This window comes from Ensifer sp. Root423 (genome assembly GCF_001426275.1).
Taxonomy (GTDB): domain Bacteria; phylum Pseudomonadota; class Alphaproteobacteria; order Rhizobiales; family Rhizobiaceae; genus Ensifer; species Ensifer adhaerens.
In genome coordinates, this window is sequence record NZ_LMEG01000045.1 from 324,264 (window position 1) to 349,432 (window position 25,169).

The window sequence follows — 25,169 nt, forward strand, 5'->3', positions numbered from 1 at the left end:
AGTGACTGACAGGCTTCCGTGAACGAACGAGGCGGCCCATATTCCCAACAGTTTCGATGAAACTGAAACGGCGAACCGGCCGTAGCTTCGATGCCAAGGAGACAGACATGACCTCGCAGGAGACTTTCGACATGCCAACCGACCATGCGCTTGCCATGCCCGCGCATGTCGAGCATGCGCATCTGGTCGTCCAGGATCTGCCGGCCGTGTCCGCCTGGTATCAGAAGATCATGGGCCTGAGCCCGATCGAAGCGAGCAAGAGCGGCGAGACGCTGGGCGTCAATGGCCACCCGCTGCTGACGCTGACGACCGAAGGCAACGCCGCGCGGGCGCCACGCAACGCGCCTGGCCTCTTCCACAACGCCTTTCTTGTTCCGAGCCGCGAAGAACTCGGCCGCTGGCTCGCCCATATCGCGCACAACAATATCAGGCTGCAGGGCGCGTCCGACCACCTGGTCAGCGAGGCGATTTACCTCGCCGATCCGGAAGGCAACGGCATCGAAGTCTATCGCGACCGACCGCGGAGCGAATGGACGTTTAAGCCGGATGGGACCGTCGGCATGGATACGCTGCCGCTCGATCTGCAGGCGCTCTACGACGAAGCACCCAAGGACAATTGGGGCGGCATGGCGGACGGGACGGCCATCGGCCATATCCATCTGCAGGTGTCCGATATTCCTCAGGCCGATGCTTTCTTCCGCGACGTGCTGGGCCTGGGGCTGATGGCACGCTATCCCGGCGCGAGCTTCTTCGGCGCGGGCAAGTACCACCATCACGTCGCCGCCAATATCTGGAACTCGCGGGGTGCGCCGAAGCGCGAAGGCCACATGACCGGACTTTCGGATTATACGATCCAGTACAAGGAGCCGGGCGAGCTCACAGCGGCGCTCGCGAAGCTCGATACGCTGGAAATCGCTGTCAGCCGCAACGGCAATGGCCACAGCCTCGTCGACCCCTGGGGCATCGGCCTCAAGCTCGTCGCCTGATCCTCTCTCCCAGGCCACAGGCGCCTTTGCGCCAGTGGCAAACTTGCCGGCCGCAGCCGCCTCAGGCGCTGCGGTCGTATTTTTGCTGGGCTTGCAGCACAGCCTCGATGTTCTCCTCCGCCCAGCGCGTCAGCGCCGCGACCGTCGATGTCAGCGTGCGACCGAGCGGAGTGATCGCATATTCCACGGTCACCGGCACCGTCGCAAAGACGCTGCGGCTGACGAGCCCGTCCCGCTCCAGCTTCTTCAGGGTCTGCGACAGCACCTTCTGCGAGATGCCGTCGATCTCGCGCTTCAACTGGTTGAAGCGCACCGGCTGTTCATCGAGCTTTCCAAGCACCAGCACGGCCCATTTGTCGGCAAGCCTGTCCAGCACCAGGCGGGTCGGACAGGTCTGGATATAGACGTCGTACTCCATCGGGCACCCCATCGCGGTTTCCGGGCGGAAACCATGTCACCAAAAACTGCCTCCTTTACAGCATTTTCCCGGACCAATATCCAGTATCCATCCGCAACATGGTTTCATTTGGATACTCAGGAGAACGGTGATGGCAGGCAAGATTCTGGTTCTTGGATCGAACGGGACGATCGGCAGCAAGGTGGTACGGGCGCTGGCCGCACGTGGCGAAACGGTCAGGGCTGCGTCCCGAAAGGCGACAGCCGTTGATGGCGCGGAAGCCGTCGCCTTCGACTACGAGGATGCCACGACCTTTGGCCCGGCGCTCGACGGCGTCGACCGCCTGTTCGTTCTGACACCGGCGGGATATCTCGACCCGGTCGGGCTGGTCGGACCGATCATGGCCGCCGCTGCCGCGCGCGGCATCAAGGTCGTGCTGATGACCGTCATCGGCGTCGATGCGGACGATAACATCCCCTATCGCCAACTTGAGCTGCAGCTCGAGAAAACCGGAACACCCTTCGTCATCCTCCGGCCAAACTGGTTCTCCGACAATTTCCAGAGCTACTGGATCGAGGGTATCCGCCACGGCGCGATCGCGGTTCCGGCGGCCGAAGGCAGGACGAGCTTCATCGATACACGCGACATTGCCGAAAGCATCGTGGCAGCGTTGACCAGCGAAGCCTTCAACGGCCGCGCCTTCAACCTCACCGGGCCGGAAGCGCTGAGCTACGGCGAGGCGGCAGCGATCCTGTCACGCGTGACCGTTAAGCCCATCGCCTACACGCCTGTCGATGACGAGACCTTCGTCGGCGTGCTGGTCGGCGCCGGGGTGCCCGAGGACTACGCCCACTTCCTCGCGTCGATCTTCCATCCCGTGCGCGAAGGCTGGGTGGCAAACCCTACCGGCGACGTAAAGATATTGACAGGCCACGAGCCGCGTAGCCTGGAAACCTACGCCAAGGACAATGCCGAGGCTCTCAGGGCCTGACCGAACCCGGACGATGGCCGCTCGTTCCCGCGCGGGCGGCCTGCGTCAACACGCCGCTGGATAGTTCCCAGACAACCGATCAATAAACTTGAGTATTATACTCACATATTTTAACCGCATGCCCAATCGGCCTCGCCCAAGGTCGCATTCATGCGGAGTTAATAATATGAAAAATAAGAGTTTTCTTGCGGCTGCCCTGGCGAGCAGCACCCTTCTTTCGAGCCCCGCGCTGGCGGTGGATTTTCGTCCGCAGGCGGAAATCGAAGGCGGCTTCTTCAGCGGCGGGTCAGCTGCCGGCGGCGGCTTTTTCCTCCCCTTCGTGCTCGATTCGGGCAATGCGATTTTCATCGATACACGCGGGGCCATTGCCAACGATTCCGTCCGCCAGGGCTCCGTCGGCGTGGGCTATCGTTTCCGCGCCAACGACCAATGGGTCATCGGCGGCTACGGCTACTACGACTATCTGAAGAGCGACCACGGCAACGCCTTCAGCCAGCTGTCCTTCGGCCTCGAGGCGCTCAGCGGTGACCTCGAAATGCGCAGCAACTTCTATCTGCCTTTGACCGGCGCCAAGACGCTGAGCGCCTTCAATGCCGCCTATGTGCGCGACCACGTGCTCGTCTTCCAGGAAGGCAAGGAACGGGCGCGGCGCGGCATCGACGCCGAAATCGGCGGGCGCCTGCCTGTCTTTGCGGAAGACTCCAACGTTCAGCTGAAGGTTTTCGGCGGCAGCTACTGGTATGGCGGCCGCAACCTCGGCGACATGTTCGGCGCCAAGCTGCGTGCGGAACTGACCTTTGCCGACCTGCCGGGCCTTTCCGAGGGATCGACCGTCTCGCTCGGCGTGACCGGCACCTATGACAACGAGGACAAGCTGAAGGGCGCCGTCATGGCACGGCTGCGCATCCCGTTCGGCGCGACCGGCTCGACCGCCGACGCTTTCGATCCGATGACCCAGCGTGTCGAGCGCGCCACCCGCATCCGCACCCATGCGGGCGCCACCGGCGATGTCGAGGCCGCGCAGCTTGCCGGCACCGGCCGTAATGCCGGCCGGGTGGTAACCCTTTCCTCGGCTTCCGGCAATGCCTCCGACATCAACGCCCTGATCGGGGCTGCCGGCGCCGACGCGCTGATCCTCGCGGACGGCAACCTCGGTCTCGACCGCACACTCGCACTCGGCAACGGCCAGACACTCCTTGGCGGCGGCGGCGCAATTGCCGTTAGCGGCGCGCGCAGCGGCGCGACCGCAACCTTCGTCAATCAGGGTGCGGCCACCACGATCACCGGCTACAACCCGGCCCAGGACGTGATTGCCATGGCGTCGGGCAGCACCATCTCGTCGCTTTCGGTCCGCGGCGGCCTAGCCGGCATTTCGGCCACGAATACCGCAGATGTCACCGTCGACAAGGTCGACATTGGCGCCACCAACCACGACGGCATTCGCTTCACGCGCGTTAATGGCGCGCTGGTTCAGGACAGCCGCATCCACGACCTCTACATTTGCGAGAACAACACGACCTGCGAATTCTCGATCTACAACCCCAACAAGGCGCCCTATGCCGCCGTCAGCTCCGTCGGCAGCCGAAACGTGACGGTGCGCGACACTGTCATCGACAAGGTCACCTATGGGGTCTTTGCCGGCGGCGAGTTCAGGAAGGTCGGACGGACAGACTACGAACTGGTCACCGGCACGCAGAACGTCACGCTCTACAAGGTGACGATCAGCAACTCCCGCCGCGAAGGCGTGCTGCTCGTCGCCGGCAAGGATGTCAGGCTCAACCGTGTAACGGTCGACAATGCCAAGCAGGACCGGGACATGGATCTCGTTGTGCTGCAGGGCACCTCCAACGTCGCGATCAACGACATGCGGCTCTTTGGCGGCATCAACGGTCTGATGCTGGTCTCGAGCCCGAACCTCGATGCGACGACCACCAACGTCAACGTCAAAGGACTGACCGTCGACGGTACCCGCAACGCCGGCATCTTCTTCAATCCCGTCTCCGGGATTTCGCTCGAGGACGTCAAGGTAACGAATGCCGGCACCTATGGCGCCTTCATCTACGGCAACGAGTTCGAGTTCCTTGGAGGACCGGTGCGCGACGTCGTGCTGAAGAACATGACCGTCGACAAAGCCGGCAAGGCGGGCCTCTACTTCTCGGGCCCGACCGAAGACATCACCGGCAATGTCAGCGTGAGCAACACGCCGAAGGATTGCCTGCTCGACAACGGCTGGTCGGCCGGGACGATCACCCAGTCGCCGGGTTCGGTGCTGACCGTCAACGGCGTCAAGCTCGATCAGGGCAACGCCGCGGCCCGTTGCCGCTGATAACCGAAGCCACGCCCGGGCGACCGGGCGTGGCTCTTTTGTCCGGTTTGCTTCGACGCGCGACCTATACCGGGCGTCGGCATTCGAAGGTGACGACATGGTCACCGTCCCTTGGAGCACGGCCGAAGGTATAGTCGCCGGAAACGACGAGATCTTCGAAACCGGCTGCCTGCAGCGTCAGCAGCATTTCCTGAATGCCCCACCAGCGCATGGTGAAGAATTCAAGCTCGCTCGACGCCAGTCGTCCTTCTTGCCAGAGGTCGTAGCGCAGGTGGGAAACGGTCGTCTGGCCGATGATGTCGGTCTTCACACGCTGGCTGGTCAGGGTCAAAAGGTCGCCCGTCTCCGTTTGCCAGCTCCGGATATTCGGCTGCAGGTCGGCAACCATGTCGCCCGGGTAAAGATCGAAGATCAACCGACCATCCGGCGCCAGGTGATCGTAAAAGCGCTTCAGCACGGCTGATGCCGCTGCATGATCGGCGATCAGCTGCAACGAACCGGCGGGTACGACAATCGCATCGAAGCGCTTTGCATAGGTGAAGGTTTCGAAGGTCTGGCGAGACAGGGCCGGCGCCAAGTCGCGGCCGGCGCATTGGGCGAGGCAATAGTCGAGCATGTCCTGCGAGGCATCAAACCCGCAGACATCGAAACCGGCCTCCAGCAACGGGATCAGCGCTCGGCCGTTGCCGACGGCTGGTTCGAGGATCGGCCCACGATAGCCGTCGAGCCTCTGCCGATAATACTCGATGTCGCCGAAGGACTTTCCAATATATTTGTCTAAATTATAAACATGAGAGGCAAGTCTGCCATAGGTATTGTTCACGATACCTCTGCTCCCGATAAAACAAAGCAACGCTGTGCTTTATACGGGAGTATGCGACCAGGGCTGTTGTTTGCCAGCCACGCCGACGCTTTATCGTCATCGTCCAAACGTGTCAGAAGCGCGCCGGCCGGATGAACTTGCCGTAAACCCAGCCCTCCTGCCAGTTTCCGCTGCGCTGCGGATCGTGCCAGATCTGGCACCAGGTGGCCCGCACGGCCTGGCGCTGGGCGGAAGCCGACCAGCGGGCGATGCGCTTGAGATCGACACCGTTCATGCAGCGGCCGGTCATCTGCAGTTTCGTGCCGTTGGGATAGCCGGCGCGGATCGCCGAGGAGGAGGATGGCCAGGCGCGCGCGTTGAGCACGTCGTTCCAGTCGACCCCGGACACTTCCCAGGCGACAAATGTGCTTGCGGTAGCGGGAAGTGCGGCGGAGAGCGCCCCGGCCAGAATGGCCGCCTGCACCAGCTTGTTCAACATGCCCATCTCCTTGCCCCTTGATCAGACCGCCAGTCGTTGCGGCAGAAAACAGAATGCGACCCCTCGGCTGAATTGCAACTGAATGGATTTCACGACGAGAGCGCCCCTTATCCCATGACGACGTGGGCACGCCGCCCGTCCCGGTTTTCCGGGACGGGGTCTTGTCAGCCCGGCAGGCGGCAGACGACGCCGACCAGCCGCGCGACCACGGGGCGGACCATGAGCACGCAGACGAAGGCGACGGGCATGGCGAGCGCGTAGGAACCGAGCACGCGGGCCGGGTAGCCGGCGTCGATGCCGGTGTTGACGCCGACGATGACGCAGCACATCAGAAACGCCATGATCGCCGACATGAAGAAGGCGAAGGCAACGGGGGCCGCACGCGGCGGCAGCTTGCGGCTGCGCGCGAGCCGCGGCGCCGATAGGGTGTCTCCCATCAGAAGTCTCCTGGTTTGATCGAGGGGACCACCCCCTCGTTTCTGGCCGCACTATACGGATCGCGTCGCAGCCAAGTAGGCCATTGCAGCCTTGTTCAGAAACAGGCAAAACCATCGAATAGATGTTTCTATTCGATGGTTTGGGTGATGGACACTTTGCGCGGCGTCGAGAGTTTCGTCAGGAGCGTCGAGGAAGGCAGCATCGCCGCGGCGGCACGAAAGCTCGGGATTACACCCGCTTCCGCGAGCCAGAACATCGCCCGCCTGGAGCGAACGCTCGGCAGCCGGCTGCTCAGCCGCACCACGCGCCAGTTGGGCCTGACCGAGAGCGGGCGGATTTACTACGAGAGGGTGCGCGGCGTCGTACACGAGCTGGAGCTTGCAGCAGCAGCCGTTTCGGCACTCAGCACCGAGCCGCGTGGGCCGCTCAAGATCGCCTCATCCGTCGCCTTCGGTCGTCATGTGGTGGCGCCGCTCGTCCCCTCCTTCGCCGCCCGGTATCCGGATGTCTCGATCGAGCTCGTCGTCACCGACCGCGAGATCGATCATATCGGCGAAGGCATCGACATCAGCGTGCGCTTCGGTCTGCAGCTCGAACAGGGGCTGATTGCCCGCAAGCTTGCCTCCGTGCCGATGATCATCTGTGCAGCCCCCTCCTATCTGGAGCGACGCGGCCGCCCGCAGCAACCGGAAGATCTCGTGCACCACGATTGCCTGGTCTACCGCTATGCGGGGCATGGCCGGATCTTTCGCTGGGCGTTTACCCGCGACGGCCTGCGCTTCGAGCCGGAACTGAAGGCGACGATCGTCAGCAACGATATCGACACGCTCGCCGAGATGGCGATCGCCGGCGCCGGCATCACCCGGCTCGGCGCCTTCATCGCAGCGCCGCTGATCGAACGCGGGCTGGTGGTGCCGCTGTTCGGCGAACTGCCGCAGGAGGGATTGGCCAGCACCGACCACGAGCCCTTCGATTTCTATGCCTGCTTTGCCGACCGCCAGGCGCAAACGCCGAAGGTGCGCGCGTTCATCGAGCATGCGGTGCAGAGCCTGAAGGGGCGCTGGTAGTGACCGGGACCGGAGCGGCAGCCGTTTCCTTGCGCACGACCTCGACGCCTCGCCGCTGCTTCAGCCGATAGCCGACCTCGACGATGGCATGGATGGCCGGGATGAACTCCGCGCCGAGCTCACTGAGGCTGTATTCCACGGAAGGCGGCGACGTCGGCATGATCCGCCGCTCGACAGCACCCTTCTCCTCAAGTTCCTTCAACCGAGTGCTCAGCACCTTTGCCGAAATACCGGGCACGTCGATCCTCAGTTCACTGAAGCGGCGCGGCCCGGCGCTCAAGGACCAGAGGATGTTCGGCGTCCATGCGCCGCCGAGTAGCACCATGCACTCGCCGACCGGGCAGTTCGGCGGCAAGGCCGCGGCCCGATTTTTCCGAATTTTCAAGCTCATGGGCAAAACTTTCCAGTTACCGCGGGGAAACCGGAAAGGGAGGTAACATAAGGTTATCTGATATACAAAGGTTACCGCTTCCGCTTAGGTTCCGCCGTCCTCGACAAACGGACAATCATTTCAGAAGGAACCAGATGATGAAGCTCTATTACGCCCCCGGCGCCTGTTCGCTTTCCCCCCATATCAGCCTGCACGAGGCCGGTGCCGATTTCGAGATCGTCCGGGTCGATACCAAGACTCATCGCACCGAGACCGGTGCGGATTACAAGGCGGTCAACCCCAAGGGCTACGTACCGGCGCTGGTGCTGGAAAGCGGCGAGGTCGTTACCGAAGGTGCTGCTGTGGTGCAGTACATCGCCGATCGCTTTCCGGCGGCGAAACTTGCGCCTGAAAACGGCACGCTGGCGCGCACCCGCCTTCAGGAACAGTTGAACTTCATCTCATCGGAACTGCACAAGGCCTTCTCGCCGCTGTTCGACCCGACCGCATCCCCCGATGCAAAGGAGGCAGCCACGCTGCAGGTGGCGAAACGCTTGACCCATGTCGAAAGCCTGCTCGCGGACGCGCGCCCTTACCTGCTCGGGGAGGTCTTCTCCGTCGCCGACGCCTATCTCTTCACGGTCGTCAACTGGAGCAGCGGCACCGGGATCGCGCTCACGCAATGGCCGCATCTCGCAGCCTACATGCAACGGATCGGCACACGTCCTGCCGTGCGCAGCGCAATGCGGGCGGAAGGCCTGGTCGCGGCATGAGCGCGTCACCGAAGGATCCGCAGTTCGCAGCCATCGTCCACGTCCTGCAACGCTACTTCGACGGGCTCTATCGCAGCGACACCGACATTCTCAGGCAAGTCTTCCACCCGAAGGCGCTCTATGCCACCGCAACGGACGGAACCCTGCTCGAACTCGACATGAACAGGTACTTTCCGATCGTCGAAAAACGTCCCTCGCCCGAAAGCCGAGACGAAGCGCGCATCGACCGTATTCTTTCCATTGAGTTCGCAGGCCCCGTAACCGCATTTGCCAAGGTGCAATGCGCCATCGGCGAGAAGGCCTTCACCGACTTTTTGTCCCTGGTCTTTCTTGACGGCCGCTGGCAGATCATCGCCAAGGTCTTCCATTACGACATCGCATCCGCGCAATAGGAGAAGCTTGTGCCCTACGTAAACATCAAGATAACCCGCGAGGGTGCAACCCCCGAGCAGAAAGCAACCCTGATCAAGGGCGTCACCGATCTGCTTTACACCGTGCTCAACAAGGATCCGGCCACCACCTTCGTTGTCATCGACGAAGTGGCGCTCGAAGACTGGGGCGTCGGTGGATTGCCGGTTGATGCGTACCGGCGAAAGGTCGGCGAAAAATCGTAGCAACACGCTGCCCCTACCCACCACGATGGAAGGGGCAGCAGCCCACCCGATGCCGCGGTGATCCGCGCGTAGCTCGATTGCGCTTGATCGCTTTCGACAGGGTCTCTATCTCATTGTCTCCCGCCGCATTGATCCCGGAGACGTATCTTGTCCGTATTCAGCAACCTCCCCAAAGCTCCCGTCGCCGCAAAGAAGCCGGTCAGCGACACGCGCCACGGCATTACCCGCACCGACGACTATGCCTGGCTGCGCGCGGACAATTGGCAGGCGATGTTCAAGGATCCCTCGATCCTCGATCCTGATATCCGCAAGCATCTGGAGGCCGAAAACGCCTACATGAACGCGGCGATGGATGACACTAAGGCTCTTCAGAAGACGCTGTTTGCCGAGATGCGCGGCCGGATCAAGGAGGACGACAGCTCGATCCCGGTCAAGGACGGTCCCTTCGCCTACGGCCATGCCTATGTCACCGGCGGCGAGCAGCCGCGTTACTTCCGCATTCCCCGTGACGGCGACCACAAGGACGAGGCGATCCGGCAATTGCTGCTCGACGGCGACAAGGAAGCCGAAGGCAAGGCCTATTTCCGCCTTGGCGGGCTCGACCATTCGACCGACCATAGCCTCGGCATCTGGGGCTATGACGACAAGGGTTCGGAGTATTTCACGCTTCGGGTGCGCGACCTCGCAACGGGCGAAGACCTGGCAGACGTGATCGAGAACACCGGCGGCGGCGGCGCCTGGGCGCCCGATGGCAAGAGCTTCTTCTACACAGTGCTCGACGACAACCACCGCCCGTCGAAGATCTTCCACCATATCCTCGGCACCGCCCAGACCGACGACCGGCTGGTCTTCGAGGAGACGGATCCCGGCTTCTTCATGTCGGTCGGCGGCTCGCTGCTCGACGATTTCATCTACATCGACATCCACGATCACGAGACGAGCGAATACCGACTGCTCTCGACAAAGGATCTGACGGCTGAGCCGAAGCTCGTCGCCGAGCGCGTCACCGGGCTCGAATACGCGATGACCGAAGGCGGCGACGTCTTCTACATCCTCACCAATGCCGACGGCGCCAAGGACTTCAAGATCGTCGAAGCGCCGGTCACGGCACCGGGCAAGGAGAATTGGCGCGAGGTGGTGCCGCATAAGCCCGGCACACTGATCCTCAGCCACATGGCCTATGCCCGCCACCTCGTCTGGCTGCAGCGCCGCGAAGGCCTGCCGGAGATCGTCATCCGCGACCGCAAGACCGGCGAAGAGCACGCGATCGCCTTTGCCGAAGAGGCCTATTCGCTCGGCCTTTCCGGTGCTGCCGAATACGACACCGACGTCATCCGCTTCTCCTACTCGTCGATGACCACGCCGTCGCAGCTCTTCGACTACGACATGGCGACGCGCGCGCGCACGCTCTTGAAAACCCAGGAAGTGCCTTCGGGCCACAACCCGGACGACTATGTCACCCGCCGCGTCTTCGCGCCGTCCTGGGATGGCACCGAAGTGCCGGTGACGCTGCTTTACCGCAAGGACACGCCGCTCGACGGTTCGGCGCCCTGCCTGCTCTATGGCTATGGCGCCTATGGCATCACCATTCCAGCCGGCTTCAACACCAATTGCCTGTCGCTGGCCGATCGCGGCTTCGTCTATGCCATCGCCCATATCCGCGGCGGCAAGGATCGCGGCTTTGCCTGGTACGAAGACGGCAAGATGGCCAAGAAGACCAATACCTTCAAGGATTTCATAGCGGCCGCTGACTATCTGAATCAACAGAAGTTCACGTCCTACGCGAAGATCGTCGCAGAAGGCGGCTCCGCCGGCGGCATGCTCATGGGCGCGATCGCCAATATGGCGCCGGAGAAGTTCACCGGCGTTATCGCGGCCGTACCCTTCGTCGACGTGCTCAACACCATGCTCGACGACACCCTGCCCCTGACCCCGCCGGAATGGCCGGAATGGGGCAACCCGATCGAGAGCCGCGAGTTCTACGACATCATCGCCGGCTACTCGCCCTACGACAATGTCGAGGCGAAGTCCTATCCCGCGATCCTGGCACTCGGCGGTCTCACCGATCCGCGCGTCACCTATTGGGAGCCGGCGAAGTGGGTCGCGCGGCTGCGCGAGAAGACGACGGGCAGCGCGCCGATCCTGTTGAAGACGAATATGGACGCCGGCCATGGCGGCGCTTCGGGCCGCTTCCAGCGGCTCGAGGAGATCGCCTTCGAATACGCCTTTGCCATCAAGGTCGCCGGCAAGATGTAAACGGATCGGGATGAGGAAACCTGTTTGCGGTTTTTCTCATCCCGTTGCCACCTGATGTGAAAGGTCCCACCATGCCCGTCCACGTCGCCCTGCTGCGAGCCGTCAATGTCGGTGGTACGGGATCGCTTCCAATGGCCGACCTCAAGGCGATCTGCGAGGGGCTCGGCTTTGCCGACGTCAAGACCTACATCCAGAGCGGCAACGTGCTGTTCCGCTCCGATCTGCCGGCGGCAGAGGCGGCGGCAATGCTGGACAGCGCACTTCAGGAAAAGCTCGGTAAGGCGCCAGGCGTGATGATCAGGACCGGCGCGCAATTGCAGGCGATCGCCGATCAGGCCCCCTTCCCGGACGCCAAGCCCAATCTGCTGCTTGTCGTTTTCCTGCGCGAGCCGGCACCATCAGACGCGCTCGACAAACTCGTGGCACCCGATGGCGAAGAAGCCCAGGTTGCCGGAGCTGAGATCTATATCCACTTCCCGAACGGCTCCGGCCGTTCGAAGTTCAAGCTGCCGGCCGCCAAACCAGGCACCGCGCGCAACCTCAACACGGTGCGCAAGCTTGCTGCCTTGGCGCTTGAGATGGAAGGCTGACGCACCGCAAGGCGCCATTCCGGACGGAAAACCGCGCTTTTCCTGGAATTGCTCACGCTGCCGGCTGGAACAGCAGCCGGACGAAGGATCGGAGTACGAGCAGCTGCTGCGGCAGGCTTTCAGGCTGCTTCAGCGCCTTCGACAGGATGATGCCGCCTTCAAGCACGGTCGAAACCATATCGGCCAGCTGGTCGACGTCGAGCGGCTCGCGTGGCCGGTAGACTTGCATGATCGCCTCGAACATCGTGCCGAAACGCCGACGCCACATCAGCGCCGCCTGCCGGTTGATCTCCTGGATCTCGCGATCGAAAGCACGCTCCTGCGTGCACATGACCGCGACCAGGCAGCCGGGATGACCGTTCGGCAGGTCAGCGAGAATTTCCGACAGCATCTTCAGTCCCAGAAGAAAAGCCTGCAGCGGGTCGTCTGACAATTGATGGGCGCGGCCGAAGATCTCGTCGTAGATGCGCTCGTCGTTCTCGATGTAGCGCTCGAGCAGAGCCCGCGCGAGTTCGTTCTTGTCGCGGAAATGGTAGAAGAATCCGCTCTTGGTGATGCCGGTCTCGGCGATCAGCTCGTCGATCGAAGTCGCGCCGAAACCCTTGGCAAGCACCGCCGCCTCGGCGACGTCGAGGATTCTGGCGCGCGTTTCCTCACCCTTTCGCATTAGCTGCTCCCTACCATTGGTACGGTTTCCAGCAATTACTCGGCGGCCAGCTCCTAGCGCAGCGGCGGCTGCAAGCCAGTAAGTCACTGATTTTTCGACACTAATTTAGTATATTAGCAATAGTATACCGCAAGTCGTCTAGTTTAGAAGATGATCATAAGGCAGAAATTTACTTGGTTCTGCGGTGTTGGAGGCATCCGCGGGCCCTTCAGCCAAGACTGAACCGGTGGAGACCGATATGGCCAAATACAGACGCAGCCTGCCGCTCTTGAAGGGTGGACTGTTCCTGAGTGACGGTGGCATCGAAACGACGCTGATCTTTCATGAGGGCATCTCCCTCCCGCATTTTGCCGCCTTCGTGCTCATTTCGACGGCGGACGGGCGCCGGCGCTTGCTCGACTACTACAAGCGATATCTCGCAATTGCACAGCAGCACGGCACCGGCTTCGTGCTCGACACACCCACCTGGCGCGCCAGCGCCGATTGGGGCGTGAAGCTCGGCTATGACGCCGCGGCCCTGGCCGAGGTCAACCAGAACGCCATCTACATGCTGGCGGAACTGCGCGCCGAGTACGAACGTCCGCAAGCGCCGATCGTGCTTAGCGGCGCCATCGGGCCGCGCGGCGACGGCTATCGCCTGGGCCGCATGAGCGCGGATGAGGCCGAGGATTATCACGGACCACAGATCTCCGCCTTTGCCGCCAGTGACGCCGATATCGTCGGCGCCTATACGCTGACCAGCATCGACGAGGCGACCGGCATTGCCCGGGCGGCCCAGAGCCATGGCATGCCCTGCTCGATTGCCTTCACGGTGGAAACCGACGGCCGGCTCCCAGACGGCCGAACCCTTCGGGCCGCGATCGAGACCGTTGATGCGGCGACCGGCGGCTATCCGCACTACTACATGATCAACTGTGCCCACCCCGATCATTTCGAGACCAGCCTCGATACGGGGAGCGCCTGGGCGCAGCGCATCGCCGGTATCCGAGCCAACGCTTCCAGGATGAGCCATGCCGAGCTCGACAACAGCGAAATCCTGGATGCCGGGGATCCCCTCGACCTCGGCCAGCGTTATCGAACACTGACGACGCATTTGCCACGATTGCGCATCCTTGGCGGTTGCTGCGGCACCGACCATCGCCACATCGCGGCAATCTGCGAGGCCTGCCTTCCACCGACGGCGCTTAGCGCCTGAGGCGCGGGGCCTCGCCCTCCCGGCCCTCTCGCAAGCAATTGCGGGAGGGCGCCTTCTCGTCGCCACCCTCGCGAAAGCCACAGTGTTTGTGTAGACTTGAACGGAAAGGACGGCAGCCGGACATCCCGGCAAAGGCCGTTGACCGCCCTGTCATGAATTACGCTCCCGCCTCGCCGACCGGAAATGCCGAAGCCTTTGCCTTCGACAACAGCTACGCGCGCCTGCCGCAGCAGTTCTTCGCGCGCGTCGCGCCCACTCCGGTGGCGGAGCCCTGGCTGATCAAGCTCAACAAGCCATTGGCCGAGGAGCTCGGTCTCGACGTGGCGACGCTCGAACGCGAGGGCGCCGAGATCTTTTCGGGCAACCGCCTTCCCGCCGGTGCCGATCCGCTTGCCATGGCTTATGCCGGCCACCAGTTCGGCACCTTCGTGCCGCAACTCGGTGATGGCCGGGCGATCCTCCTTGGCGAGGTGATCGACCGCAACGGGAAGCGGCGCGACATCCAGCTCAAAGGACCGGGCCAGACCCCCTTCTCACGGCGCGGCGACGGGCGCGCGGCACTCGGTCCAGTCTTGCGCGAGTACATCGTCAGCGAGGCGATGTACGCGCTCGGCATTCCGACGACACGGGCGCTTGCCGCCGTCGTCACCGGGCAACCGGTCTATCGCGAACAGATCCTGCCGGGCGCCATCGTCACGCGGGTCGCGGCAAGCCATATGCGCGTCGGCACGTTCCAATTTTTCGCGGCGCGCGGCGATATGGAGTCGGTGAAGGTGCTTGCCGACTACGCGATCGATCGCCACTACCCTGAGGTCAGGGACGCTGAACGGCCCTATCTTGCCTTCTACAAGGCGGTGACCGCGCGCCAGGCGGAGCTGATCGCGCGCTGGCTGCACGTCGGCTTCATTCATGGCGTGATGAACACCGACAACATGACGATCTCGGGCGAGACAATCGACTTCGGCCCTTGCGCCTTCCTCGATGCCTATGATCCCAAGAAGGTGTTTTCCTCGATCGATCAGATCGGTCGCTATGCCTATGCGAGCCAGCCGGCGATCGGGCAATGGAACCTGGCGCGCCTGGCAGAAACCCTGGTGCCGCTCTTCGACGACAACCAGGATACTGCGGTGGAACTGGCCAATGATGCGCTCGGCGAGTACGGCGCGATCTTCCAGCGCCACTGGCTGGATGGCATGCGGCGCAAGATCGGATTGGCCATGAGCGAAAAGGGAGATCTCGACCTGTTGCAGGCGCTGCTGACGGCCATGCATCAGGGGGAAGCGGATTTCACCCTCACCTTCCGGCGGCTGTGCGACAGCGCCCGCGACCCGGCCGCCGATGCCGCACTCGCCTCGACCTTTGCCTCTACCGGGGCAATCGGGCCGTGGCTGCAAGAGTGGCGTCAGCGTCTCAGCCGCGAGAAGGCGACGCCGGATGAACGCGCGACCGCCATGATGGCGGTCAACCCGGCCTTTATTCCGCGTAACCACCGGATCGAAGAGGCGATCGCGGCCGCGACCGAGGATGCGGACTTCTCGCTCTTTGAGGCCCTGGTCGAAGTTACCGCCAACCCCTATACCGACCAGCCGCAGTTTGCCCGCTACCAGGCTCCGCCGAGCCCGGGAGAGGAAGTCCAGCGCACCTTCTGCGGCACATAGCCGTCTCGGGAATGCGGCATTCCGGTGCGCCGTATTTCCGCGGCCTTGCGCTTCTGCTGCCAGGCCGATTCATCAAATCGTTCTATGCCGCTGTTTTTACGCGGGGACGGGCACCTGGCTGCCCTCAGCCAACGCGCCGCCAGCGGCGCTTAAACGCACCGGTCGTCCACGTTCGGTCGCCTTGACCGCAACTTTATTGCGGGCCTGCGAATATTTCCGCGTTGCGGAATGTGGCTATTGAAAGGCAGAGACGGCGCGTTAGGTGCTAACAGGACAGGCGCTCTGCGCCTTCCCTGACCGGGCGGCCGCGACAGGCTTGCGACCGCCGCTTCGAAGCCACCTGTCTCACGCGGTCCCGGCGACGGACCGCCGCAATGGAAAGAACCGTGCCACTGCACCGTTCTTCGATGCGGGAGTTCCCATCATGCTCGTTCTGACGGCCATCGTCTTTGCAATCATCGGCCTCGCGCTTGGCGGCGGCGGCGCCAAGCTGCTGATGCTTGGCGGCAGCCCCTATTACCTCGCAATCGGCATCGGCTTCCTGCTGACGGCGGTGCTGCTGTTCATGCGGAAATCGGCGGCGATCTGGCTCTATGCGTTCATGATCCTGGGCTCGCTCGGCTGGGCGGTGTCTGAGGTCGGTTTCGACTGGTGGCAGCTTGGCCCGCGTGGCGGCGTCATCGTCCTTCTGGGGCTCTGGCTGCTGTTGCCGGCCGTGCGCCGGCCGCTCGGCTTCGAAAGCCCGACGGGCGAGCGTTATGCCGTGAGTGGCTGGCCGCTGGCATTTGCGGTGCTGGTATCGGTTGGTGTCGCGGGCTACGCAATCATGCAGGACCCGCACGACATACGCGGCGATCTGCCGAGCGATGTCGTCGCTGAAAATCCACCGCTCGGCGGCTCGGTGCCGCCGGACGAATGGCACCAGTACGGGCGCACCGCCTTCGGCCAGCGCTACTCGCCGCTCGATCAGATCACGCCTGAGAATGTCGGGGGGCTGAGGGTTGCCTGGCAATACCAGACCGGCGACATCAAGAGACCCGACGACGTGGGCGAGACGACCTATCAGGTGACGCCGCTCAAGATCAAAGACACGCTCTATGCCTGCACACCGCACAACTGGGCGATCGCGCTCGATGCGGCAACCGGCGAAGAGAAATGGAAATATGACAGCAACTCGGGCATGAACCCGGACCGCCAGCACCAGACCTGTCGCGGCGTTACCTATTGGGCCGACCCGGCTGCAGCCCCGGGCAGCCCCTGCGCCGAACGGGTGTACCTTCCGACCTCCGACGCGCGGTTGATCGCGCTCGATGCGGCGACGGGGTCCGTCTGCACCAGCTTTGCCGACAATGGCGTCCTGCATCTCGAAACGGGCATGAAATACAACCCGGCCGGTTACTATTATTCGACGTCGCCGCCGGTTGCCGTCGCCGGCAAGCTGATCATCGGCGGTGCGGTCAACGACAACTATTCCACCCAGGAACAGTCCGGCGTCATCCGCGCGTTCGACATCAACACCGGTGCTCTGATCTGGAACTGGGACAGCGGCAACCCTGATGTGACGGCACCGCTCCCCGAAGGCCAGACCTACACCACCAACTCGCCGAACAGCTGGTCGGTCTTCAGCTATGACGAGGGTCTCGGCCTCGTCTACATCCCCATGGGCAACCAGGTGCCCGACCAGCTCGGCATGGGCCGCAGCGAACACGTCGAGAAATATTCCTCCTCGATCGTCGCGCTCGACATCAATTCGGGCGCGGTGCGCTGGGTTCGCCAGACCGTACATCACGACCTCTGGGACATGGACGTGCCGGCGCAGCCGGCGCTGCTTGACATCACCAAGGAGGACGGCACCGTCGTGCCAGCTTTGGTCGGACCGACGAAACAGGGCGACATCTACGTGCTCGACCGCAGGAGCGGCGAACCGATCATCCCGGTCGAGGAGGTGCAGGCGCCGGGTGGCGCGATCCCCGAGGACTTCACCGCCCCGACCCAGCCGGTCTCCGGCCTCACCTTCATGCCTGCACCGCTACAGGAAAAGGACATGTGGGGCGTCACGCTGTTCGACCAGCTTGCCTGCCGCATCGCGTTCCGCTCGCTGAAATATGAGGGACGCTACACGCCGCCGTCGATCGAGGGCACGCTCGTCTATCCCGGCAACTTCGGCACCTTCAACTGGGGTTCCGTCGCGATCGATCCGGAGCGGCAGGTGATGTTCGGCATGCCGACCTATCTCGCCTTCACCTCGCGGCTCGTGCCCCGCGACCAGGTGCCGCCGAAGGGCCAGGACGAGAAGGGATCGGAGCAAGGGCTCAATCGCAACGATGGAGCGCCCTATGGCGTCTTCATGGGCCCCTTCCTTGGACCGCTCGGCATTCCCTGCCAGGCGCCGCCGTGGGGTTACGTCGCTGGAGCCGATCTCAGGACCGGCAAGATCGCCTACAAGCACAAGAACGGCACCGTCGAGGACATGACGCCGTTGCCGCTGCCGTTCAAGGTCGGCGTACCGGGCATCGGCGGGCCGATGATCACCAAGGGGGGCGTCGCCTTCCTGGGTGCCGCTGTCGACGATTATCTGCGCGCCTATGACCTCACGACCGGACGCCAGCTCTGGGAGGCGCGCCTTCCCGCCGGCGGCCAGTCGACGCCGATGAGCTATGCGGTCGGCGACAAGCAATATGTGCTGATCGTTGCCGGCGGCCACGGCTCGGTCGGCACCAGGCCCGGTGACTACATCATCGCCTACACTCTGCCTTGACGCGCGCGAAGCATCCCTAATTCTCGCTAGAAGGTTGCAAAAGTAAGCTCCGCGCAAGCCCGCGACAGCAGCTTCCCCCGGACGACAGATTCCGGGGGATTCCCATGAAGATCGACAACAGCATTTCGAACTACTACTTCTCCCAGCGCCGCCAGCAGGCGGGCACTATCGCGCCGATCGAGGAGAGCGGCGGTGATGCGCGCCCGCGCCAGGCCCCGACGATCGCGCCGCCTTCGACCTCGAACGCCCTTTCCAACGCGCTGTGGATGACGGCGGCGCGCGACGGCGAGAGCACGGCTTCGATTTCCGCCAAAGAAGGCCCTGCGGCCTCGGACGGTTCGGTCAGCGACGAGTTTCTGAAGGAAGCGAAGAAGAGCCTGGTTGAGAAAATCCGCGAACAGGTCCTCAAGGCGATGGGCCTGACCGAATCGGATCTCAAGGAGATGCCCCCCGAGCAGCGGCAGGCCGCCGAGGAAGAGATCCGCAAGGCTGTCGAGCGCGCGATGGGTGTCGAGCAGCAGCGCGACGTGGCGACCGCCGATCTCGCCAACGGCGGCGACGACATCCCCTGAGAGGGCGGTTTGCGCCGATCGGCTTGTCTCGGTCGGACAATCGATGATATCCAGCGATCCTCCAAAGAGGACCAAGATCCATGCGCCTGATCCGTTAGCGACTTTCGCCGGCAGAAAACGACCGACGCCACAGCCGCCCTTCGGCGGTTTTTGGCATGGCTTTTTTTTCGGCCGCCTGAACGTCCTGACACGGACATGACCGTTCACCGGCCATCGCTAGGATCATCCTCATGACCACCAAAGACGGATTTGTTTCCGAAGCCGGCAGCCTTGGCGCCGGCCCCTTCGACCTCGGCTATAGGATCGAAGGCAGTGGCACGCCGCTGCTCGTCATCGGCAGCGCCGCCTACTACCCCCGCACCTTCTCCCAAGCGCTTCGCGAGAAGTTGCGGCTGATCTTCATCGACCACCGCGGCTTCGCACCGGCGCGGACCAACTATGCCGCTGGCGACATCGGCTTCGAGACGGTGCTCGATGATATCGAGCGAATGCGGGCGCATCTGGGGCTCGAACGCTTCGCCATTCTCGGACACTCCGGCCATGGCTATATGGCCCTCGAATATGCCAAGCGACACCCGGAGCGCGTCAGCCACGTGATCATGGTCGGCACCGGTCCGAGCCATTCGGCTCGTCATATGGCGCTCGCCGACCGGATCTGGGAAGAAACGGTGTCGCCGACCCGTAAAGCGATCTTCGCACGGGAGATGGCCAAGCTTGGCGACGATATCACGGCGCGGCCTGAGGAACGTTTCAAAGCCCTGCTGATCCGGCTCGGCGCGAAGAGCTGGCATCAGCCGGACTTCGACGCAACGACTCTTTGGCGAGATGTCACTGCCAACAACGCGGTATTCGACCATCTCTGGGGCGAGGTGTTTCGCGATATCAATATCCGCAAGGGTTTGAACAGGCTGGCAGCGCCGGTGCTGCTTGCGCTCGGCCGCTCGGACTATCTCGTCGCCCCGGCCTTCAGCTGGGACGAGTACCGGGCGGACTTCACGAACCTGACGGTGCGGCTCTTCGAACAGAGCGGGCATACGCCGCAGCTGGAAGAAAGCGATCTCTTCGACGAAGCCCTGCTCTCGTTCCTCGAAAACGACCGCGGCTAGGACAAGCCGCCCTCGCAGCGTCCAGCATTCGGAGGGGCCGAGACCGGCCCCTCCCCTTCCCAACCATTGACACTTGGTCGCGCCCAACTATCTATTGCTCCAGAAGCTATAGGTTTGAGGCGAGCATGTATTCCATCGGCGATCTCTCCCGGCGCACCGGCGTCAAAATCCCGACGATCCGCTACTACGAGCAGATGGGACTGATCGCAGCGCCCGAGCGCTCCGAAGGCAATCAGCGGCGGTACGAGAAAGGCGAACTTGAGCGACTGGCCTTTATCCGCCATGCGCGCGACCTCGGCTTGTCGATCGATTCGATCAAGGACCTGCTCGCCCTCAGCCAGCATCCGGAGCGACCTTGCGGCGAAGCCGACCGCATCGCCAGCGAGCACCTGGCAACGGTGCGCGAGAAGATCGCGCGATTGAGGAAGCTGGAGCAGGAACTGGAACGCATCGTCGCCTGCGACGGCAATCACACCGTCGGCGACTGCTACGTGATCCGGGCGCTCGCCGACCACTCTATGTGCGAGAGCGAGCACTGAGGCGGCAGCTTAATTAGTCGCCTTGAAAAATCCCCGTTGACAAAATCACGAAAACAAACAATCTAGCGCCCATGATCAAGAACGCACCCATTTGCCGCGTGTATTTTTGGCTGTTCCGATAGGAGCGGCCTGCTGATCATATTCAACAAGGCCGCCATCAGGCGGCTTTTGTTTTTCCGGCTCCTGATGGCGAGAAAACCCGAGGAGCCCAGACATGCTACAGACCGCCATCCCCACCCTTCATGCGACACCGGCGACGCGCCCGCCGATGGTGACGATCCGTTGCGCCAAGCAGCGCGACCTGCCGGAACTGCGCGACATGATCGCCGAACTTTCGGCCCATCACGGCGACGCCGCCCCGATCACGCCCGAACAGCTGGAGCGTGACCTTTTCGGCCGTACGCCGTGGATTACGGCGCTCGTCGCCGAGGCCGGCAACCGGCTGATCGGCTACGCGATCCTCGTGCCGATCTACCGGGCCGCCGAAGGCGCACGCGGCATGGAGCTGCATCACCTCTTCGTTCGCCCGGAAAGCCGCGGCACAGGCATTGGCCGCCACCTGGTCGCCAAGGCGCGTGAGCAGGCGAAGATGGCCGGCTGCGACTTCCTTTCGGTCAGCGCCGCCACGGGCAACTTCCAGGCACACCATTTCTACGAATCCGAACGCTTCGTCCCTCGCCCGGTGACCGGCATGCGCTATATGCAGAAGCTGGGCTGAGGAGCTGCCGATGCGTCTTGCAATCGTCCTGTGCGAAGGCTTCGCCGATTGGGAATGTGCGCTGTTGATGGCGGCGGCGCGCACCCATCTCGGCGTCGATATCGAGGTTGCCACCGTCGACGGCGCGCGTGTCACCTCGATGGGCGGCCTCGACGTCTCGGCGCATCTCTCCGTCGATGCCCTCGACCCGGCCGGCTTCGACGGGCTGGTGATCTGCGGCGGCGCAATCTGGGACACGAACGAGGCGCCCGATCTCTCCTCGACGATCCGTGCCTTCGATCGCAACAAGCGGGTGGTCGCAGCCATTTGCGGCGGCGTCCATGCCCTTGCAACATGCGGCCTTCTCGACCGCGTCGACCACACCGGCAACAGCGCCGAAAGCCTTGCGGCGCTGACCGGCTATCATGGTGCTTCGCACTATCGCGATCAGCCGCAGGCGATGCGCAGCGGCCACGTCGTCACCGCCGCCGGCACCGCGCCGATCAGCTTTTCCGGCGAGATCCTGCATGGCCTCGGTCTCGGCTCACCGGAGCTCGACGGATTTCTTGCACTCTACGGGCGGGAGCATCGGCCCGACGACAGCGGCAGCATCGGGTAAGCCGCCTTCCATTTCGGTGCAGAAAGCGGCCTCTCCACTTTTGGCAACAGGCCTAGAGCCAGTTCGAGATCTGATCGAGCGGCTTCTTCACCTTGCCGGCCACCGGCACGGTCGCATCCGGGGCTGGATAGCCGGCCACCAGAATCAGGAACGGCTTTTCACTGTCCGGCCGACCGCAAATCTCGTTGAGGAAGTTCATCGGCGCCGGCGTATGGGTCAGTGTCGCAACGCCCGCATGATGCAGCGCCGTGATCAGGATGCCGGTGGCAATGCCGACGCTTTCGTTGATGTAGTAGTTCTTTTTCAGATCGCCCGGATTGGGACCACCGCGCTTCTGCGAGAAGACGACGATCAGGTAGGGAGCGGTCTCAAGGAAGGGCTTGTCTTCGTCGGTGCCGAGCGGCGCCAGCGCGTCGAGCCACTCCTGCGGCGCCTTGTCCCGATAGAAGATACGCTCCTCCTCTTCCGCCGCGTGGCGCACCTCGGCCTTGATCCGGGGGCTCTCGATCACGGTGAAATGCCAGGGCTGATGGTTGGCGCCGCTCGGCGCCGTGCCCGCCGCCTTCAGACAGGTTTCGATGACCTCACGCGGCACCGGACGATCGCTGAAGTAACGCGTGGTGCGGCGGCGGTTGACCTCTTCGTAGAAGTCCGCAGCGCGGGCCACCATCTCCTCGGGGCTGCGTTCGATCCACTGGTCGTAGGGCGCGGTTTCGTGTGGGCGCATTCAGTCTCCTCCTCGTTATGAAGCCGAGTTGAGCGCGCCTTGCTACGAAGATCAAGCGTTAGAGCGCCGGTACCGCCTTCAGGTAGGCGGCGATCGCCTCGCGGTCGGCCGGCGTCAGTTTTGCCATGTTCTTCTGCACTTCCACCATGGAACCGCCGACGGAATCGAACTCCGGCGTGAAGCCGGTTTCCAGATAGGAGGCGATATCAGAGGCGCTCCAGCTGCCGATGCTCTTGGAGCCGGGCGTGATATCAGGAATACGGCCCTCGCCTTCCGGGTTCGGCGCGCCTGCGAGCCACTGATCCGGCTCGAAGCCTCCGAGCGCGTTTCTCGGCGTGTGGCATTCGCCGCAGTGGCCAAGCCCCTCGACGAGATATTGCCCGCGGGCGAGCTTCGGGTCGTTGGCGTCCACCGCGGCGCGTGGCTTGTCGGTCAGGAACAGCAGCTTCCAGCCACCCAAGGCTATCCGCATGTTGTAAGGGAATGGCAATTCGTGCGGCGGCGCCACCTCGGTGCTCTTCGGCAGCGTCTTCATGAAGCCCCAGAGGTCGTTGACGTCCTTGGCCGCCATGCGCGCATAGGAGCCGTAGGGGAACGACGGATAGAGATGCTCGCCGTTGCGCCCGACGCCGCGGGTCATGGCGTTGCCGAACTCGGCGAGCGTCCAGGCGCCGATTCCGGCCGTTTCGTCCGGAGAGATGTTCGGCGCGTGGAAGGTGCCGAAGGGGCTCTTCAGCGGCGCGCCACCCGAAAGCACCAGACGCGCGTCACCTTCGGCGCCCTTGTTGGCATGACAGCTGACGCAGCCGCCGGCCCAGAAGACCTGTTCGCCATTGGCAAGATCCGGTTCTCCGAGGCCCTCCCAATGGGAGGCGCTCCAGGGTGCCGGCTTCGTCAGCCACCAGAACGCGGCACCGCCGACGACGCCCAGCACCACAAGACCCGATATCAGCTTTCTCGCCCGACGACCCATAGTCTCCCCTCATGCCCTGCCGCAAACAGTGTGCTCAATACGAGTGAAGGCACGCGGCGGGACGTCGCGTGCCTCCTCTTTCAGCCGGATAGGACGTTGCCGCCGGTCAATTCTTCTTCAGGCGGTAGCTCTCATGACAGCTGCCGCAGTCCTTGCCGATGCCCCCGAGGGCCGCGCCGACGGCCGCCTGGTCAGCGGGCAGCTGCGCCAGAACCGCCTCGGCATCGGTGCCGAGCTTGGCGGCCTTGGCCTTGAAGTCATCCAGGTTTTCCCAGATCTTCGGGCTCGCCTCGGTCTCGTGGCCCGCTTCCGAGCCGGCCGGGAAATGGTCCGGGAAGGTCTTCATCGTCTCGCTGATCGTCGTCAGCGATGCCTTCACGACCTCCGCGTCATAGGGCTTCTCGCCCTTGGCGATGCCGGCAAGCGCGCCAGTCGCAGCGCCCACCTTCTTCATCGCCTGCTGGCGAACCACCTGCGGCTCGTCGGCTGCAGTCACGGCAGTAACACCCAGGCCCGCAAGAGCGGCAGCCAACATGAGTGCGCGTATTTTCATCAGGATCTCCCGGTCAATGAAATCTATTCGGCGAATCTGCCTGCCTGGCCTTCATGCCCAATGCGGCCGCATGATGTCATCTTGAGTATTCGACGGAAGTAACATTTTTTTGATGTGCTTGTTAGGACAAAGGAATTTCCGTCGGCCGGCGTAATTTCGGGATTTCAACAGGCCCGCCAATAACATGACTTTAATATTCATGTTTATACTTTGCAGAAACCGGGACAGCTTCACTGTGCCGACCAGCCCTGCCACACAGTGAAAGCCGCGACCAGAACGAGCACCGCCCCGGCGGCCCGGCCGATCCACATGGTCGTCTCAGGGCTGCCGACCAGAAAATCCCGGCCGCGGCCGGCAGCAAGGGCAAGGCCGCCATAGACAGCGAGCTGCGTCGCCGCAATCATCGCGGCCATGACCAAGGCCTGCGACCAGATCGGCCCGAACTGCGGCTTGAGGAACTGCGGATAGACCGCCAGCATGAAGAGATAGGCCTTCGGGTTCATCAGGCTCGTCAGCGCGCCCTGGCGAAAACTCGCCCAGCGCGACAGCCCGTCCGCGCCGTCGATGCCGCCGATGGTGATCGAGCTTTTGACCAGGGAAAAGCCGATCCAGGCGATATAGGCTGCACCCGCGACGAGCAGCACGTTGAAGAGGCCGGGCACCAGATGCAGGATGACGCTGACGCCGAGTGCCGCATAGAGCGTGTGCAGCACGCCGCCCGCCATGATGCCGGCCGTCGCCGACAGACCGGAGGCCCGCCCTCCCGTTAGCGAGTTCGCCAGGACGAAGACCATGTCCATACCCGGCACGATGATGATGCCGAACAGAAGGGTGAAGAAGAGCCAGAGGTTTTCCGTGTAGGTCATGTCAGTTGTCCGTCGTCCGGGTTTTCACTTCTCAAACGAATTGCTGTTTTTTCAATCCGTTGGCTGATGGTATAAATCCGGTCAACTGACAAGGTAGTGTCAGGAGCGTTGACGACGGGGGAGGTTTTCG

Annotated in this window: 27 protein-coding genes; 17 read left to right on the top strand and 10 right to left on the bottom strand. The window is 63.1% G+C overall.

Annotated elements, in window-relative coordinates; genetic code table 11:
• Positions 1-107: 107 nt before the first annotated feature.
• Positions 108-986 (top strand): VOC family protein, encoded by an 879-nt coding sequence (locus tag ASD01_RS30170; protein ID WP_034789472.1) that lies wholly within the window; start codon positions 108-110, stop codon positions 984-986.
• A 61-nt stretch (positions 987-1,047) separates the two neighbouring features.
• Here the strand turns inward: ASD01_RS30170 and ASD01_RS30175 are convergent, their stop codons facing one another.
• On the bottom strand, positions 1,048-1,404 hold the full coding sequence (locus tag ASD01_RS30175) for a winged helix-turn-helix transcriptional regulator (protein ID WP_034789314.1): 357 nt from the start codon (positions 1,402-1,404) through the stop codon (positions 1,048-1,050).
• 130 nt (positions 1,405-1,534) lie between these two features.
• Between ASD01_RS30175 and ASD01_RS30180 the strand changes: the two genes are divergently transcribed.
• Both ASD01_RS30180 and ASD01_RS30185 read left to right on the top strand, forming a co-directional pair.
• Positions 1,535-2,374: an SDR family oxidoreductase gene (locus tag ASD01_RS30180; protein WP_034789312.1), complete on the top strand. Its 840-nt coding sequence runs from the start codon at positions 1,535-1,537 to the stop codon at positions 2,372-2,374.
• Between the two features lie 166 nt (positions 2,375-2,540).
• Positions 2,541-4,700, top strand: coding sequence for an inverse autotransporter beta domain-containing protein (locus ASD01_RS30185; protein WP_060644839.1), 2,160 nt, complete (start codon positions 2,541-2,543; stop codon positions 4,698-4,700).
• 64 nt (positions 4,701-4,764) lie between these two features.
• Here the strand turns inward: ASD01_RS30185 and ASD01_RS30190 are convergent, their stop codons facing one another.
• The 3 genes from ASD01_RS30190 to ASD01_RS30200 all read right to left on the bottom strand — a co-directional run bounded on the left by ASD01_RS30190 (position 4,765) and on the right by ASD01_RS30200 (position 6,438).
• Positions 4,765-5,523, bottom strand: coding sequence for a class I SAM-dependent methyltransferase (locus tag ASD01_RS30190; protein ID WP_034789309.1), 759 nt, complete (start codon positions 5,521-5,523; stop codon positions 4,765-4,767).
• Positions 5,524-5,635: 112 nt separating this feature from the next.
• Positions 5,636-6,001, bottom strand: coding sequence for an SH3 domain-containing protein (locus tag ASD01_RS30195; protein WP_051659157.1), 366 nt, complete (start codon positions 5,999-6,001; stop codon positions 5,636-5,638).
• Between the two features lie 164 nt (positions 6,002-6,165).
• Positions 6,166-6,438 (bottom strand): DUF2798 domain-containing protein, encoded by a 273-nt coding sequence (locus ASD01_RS30200; protein ID WP_034789305.1) that lies wholly within the window; start codon positions 6,436-6,438, stop codon positions 6,166-6,168.
• Positions 6,439-6,585: 147 nt separating this feature from the next.
• Between ASD01_RS30200 and ASD01_RS30205 the strand changes: the two genes are divergently transcribed.
• Complete coding sequence (locus ASD01_RS30205; protein WP_034789469.1) at positions 6,586-7,506, top strand: LysR family transcriptional regulator; 921 nt, start codon at positions 6,586-6,588, stop codon at positions 7,504-7,506.
• Here ASD01_RS30205 and ASD01_RS30210 read toward each other — a convergent pair.
• Positions 7,466-7,897: a winged helix-turn-helix transcriptional regulator gene (locus tag ASD01_RS30210; protein ID WP_051659156.1), complete on the bottom strand. Its 432-nt coding sequence runs from the start codon at positions 7,895-7,897 to the stop codon at positions 7,466-7,468. The two genes, ASD01_RS30205 and ASD01_RS30210, sit on opposite strands and share 41 nt — an antisense overlap.
• A 134-nt stretch (positions 7,898-8,031) precedes the next feature.
• Between ASD01_RS30210 and gstA the strand changes: the two genes are divergently transcribed.
• From gstA to ASD01_RS30235, 5 genes are all read left to right on the top strand, one after another.
• The gene (gene gstA / locus ASD01_RS30215) at positions 8,032-8,649 is read left to right on the top strand and encodes a glutathione transferase GstA (protein ID WP_327437309.1); all 618 of its coding nucleotides are present in this window, start codon (positions 8,032-8,034) and stop codon (positions 8,647-8,649) included.
• Complete coding sequence (locus ASD01_RS30220) at positions 8,646-9,041, top strand: nuclear transport factor 2 family protein (protein WP_034789298.1); 396 nt, start codon at positions 8,646-8,648, stop codon at positions 9,039-9,041. Before gstA ends, ASD01_RS30220 begins: the two co-directional genes overlap by 4 nt.
• A gap of 9 nt (positions 9,042-9,050) precedes the next feature.
• A complete protein-coding gene (locus ASD01_RS30225; RefSeq protein ID WP_034789296.1) occupies positions 9,051-9,263 on the top strand; it encodes a tautomerase family protein in 213 nt (70 codons plus the stop codon).
• Between the two features lie 147 nt (positions 9,264-9,410).
• Complete coding sequence (locus tag ASD01_RS30230) at positions 9,411-11,519, top strand: S9 family peptidase (protein WP_034789294.1); 2,109 nt, start codon at positions 9,411-9,413, stop codon at positions 11,517-11,519.
• 71 nt (positions 11,520-11,590) lie between these two features.
• Positions 11,591-12,109 carry a DUF1697 domain-containing protein gene (locus ASD01_RS30235; RefSeq protein WP_034789292.1) on the top strand — a complete coding sequence of 173 codons (519 nt, stop codon included), beginning with the start codon at positions 11,591-11,593 and terminating at the stop codon, positions 12,107-12,109.
• A 52-nt stretch (positions 12,110-12,161) separates the two neighbouring features.
• On the opposite strand, the gene ASD01_RS30240 is transcribed toward ASD01_RS30235, so the two are convergent.
• The gene (locus tag ASD01_RS30240) at positions 12,162-12,776 is read right to left on the bottom strand and encodes a TetR/AcrR family transcriptional regulator (RefSeq protein ID WP_034789290.1); all 615 of its coding nucleotides are present in this window, start codon (positions 12,774-12,776) and stop codon (positions 12,162-12,164) included.
• 238 nt (positions 12,777-13,014) lie between these two features.
• Here ASD01_RS30240 and ASD01_RS30245 point away from each other — a divergent pair, with 238 nt between their 5' ends.
• From ASD01_RS30245 to ASD01_RS30280, 8 genes are all read left to right on the top strand, one after another.
• On the top strand, positions 13,015-13,971 hold the full coding sequence (locus tag ASD01_RS30245; protein WP_034789288.1) for a homocysteine S-methyltransferase family protein: 957 nt from the start codon (positions 13,015-13,017) through the stop codon (positions 13,969-13,971).
• A gap of 152 nt (positions 13,972-14,123) precedes the next feature.
• A complete protein-coding gene (locus ASD01_RS30250; protein ID WP_034789286.1) occupies positions 14,124-15,629 on the top strand; it encodes a protein adenylyltransferase SelO in 1,506 nt (501 codons plus the stop codon).
• 424 nt (positions 15,630-16,053) lie between these two features.
• On the top strand, positions 16,054-18,387 hold the full coding sequence (locus ASD01_RS30255; protein WP_210338948.1) for a glucose/quinate/shikimate family membrane-bound PQQ-dependent dehydrogenase: 2,334 nt from the start codon (positions 16,054-16,056) through the stop codon (positions 18,385-18,387).
• A 104-nt stretch (positions 18,388-18,491) separates the two neighbouring features.
• The gene (locus ASD01_RS30260; RefSeq protein WP_034789284.1) at positions 18,492-18,959 is read left to right on the top strand and encodes a hypothetical protein; all 468 of its coding nucleotides are present in this window, start codon (positions 18,492-18,494) and stop codon (positions 18,957-18,959) included.
• 230 nt (positions 18,960-19,189) lie between these two features.
• Positions 19,190-20,065, top strand: coding sequence for an alpha/beta hydrolase (locus ASD01_RS30265; protein ID WP_034789280.1), 876 nt, complete (start codon positions 19,190-19,192; stop codon positions 20,063-20,065).
• 125 nt (positions 20,066-20,190) lie between these two features.
• Positions 20,191-20,604 (top strand): MerR family transcriptional regulator, encoded by a 414-nt coding sequence (locus tag ASD01_RS30270; RefSeq protein WP_034789279.1) that lies wholly within the window; start codon positions 20,191-20,193, stop codon positions 20,602-20,604.
• A gap of 214 nt (positions 20,605-20,818) precedes the next feature.
• Entirely contained in the window at positions 20,819-21,322 is a 504-nt protein-coding gene (locus ASD01_RS30275) for a GNAT family N-acetyltransferase (protein ID WP_034789278.1), read from the top strand.
• A 10-nt stretch (positions 21,323-21,332) separates the two neighbouring features.
• Positions 21,333-21,920 carry a DJ-1/PfpI family protein gene (locus ASD01_RS30280; protein WP_034789277.1) on the top strand — a complete coding sequence of 196 codons (588 nt, stop codon included), beginning with the start codon at positions 21,333-21,335 and terminating at the stop codon, positions 21,918-21,920.
• A 52-nt stretch (positions 21,921-21,972) separates the two neighbouring features.
• Here ASD01_RS30280 and ASD01_RS30285 read toward each other — a convergent pair whose 3' ends face one another.
• From ASD01_RS30285 to ASD01_RS30300, 4 genes are all read right to left on the bottom strand, one after another.
• The gene (locus ASD01_RS30285) at positions 21,973-22,647 is read right to left on the bottom strand and encodes a nitroreductase family protein (RefSeq protein WP_034789276.1); all 675 of its coding nucleotides are present in this window, start codon (positions 22,645-22,647) and stop codon (positions 21,973-21,975) included.
• A 58-nt stretch (positions 22,648-22,705) separates the two neighbouring features.
• Positions 22,706-23,620 (bottom strand): c-type cytochrome, encoded by a 915-nt coding sequence (locus ASD01_RS30290; protein ID WP_034789275.1) that lies wholly within the window; start codon positions 23,618-23,620, stop codon positions 22,706-22,708.
• Between the two features lie 106 nt (positions 23,621-23,726).
• Positions 23,727-24,173 (bottom strand): c-type cytochrome, encoded by a 447-nt coding sequence (locus ASD01_RS30295; protein WP_034789273.1) that lies wholly within the window; start codon positions 24,171-24,173, stop codon positions 23,727-23,729.
• A gap of 230 nt (positions 24,174-24,403) precedes the next feature.
• A complete protein-coding gene (locus ASD01_RS30300) occupies positions 24,404-25,039 on the bottom strand; it encodes a LysE family translocator (protein ID WP_034789271.1) in 636 nt (211 codons plus the stop codon).
• Positions 25,040-25,169 lie beyond the last annotated feature (130 nt).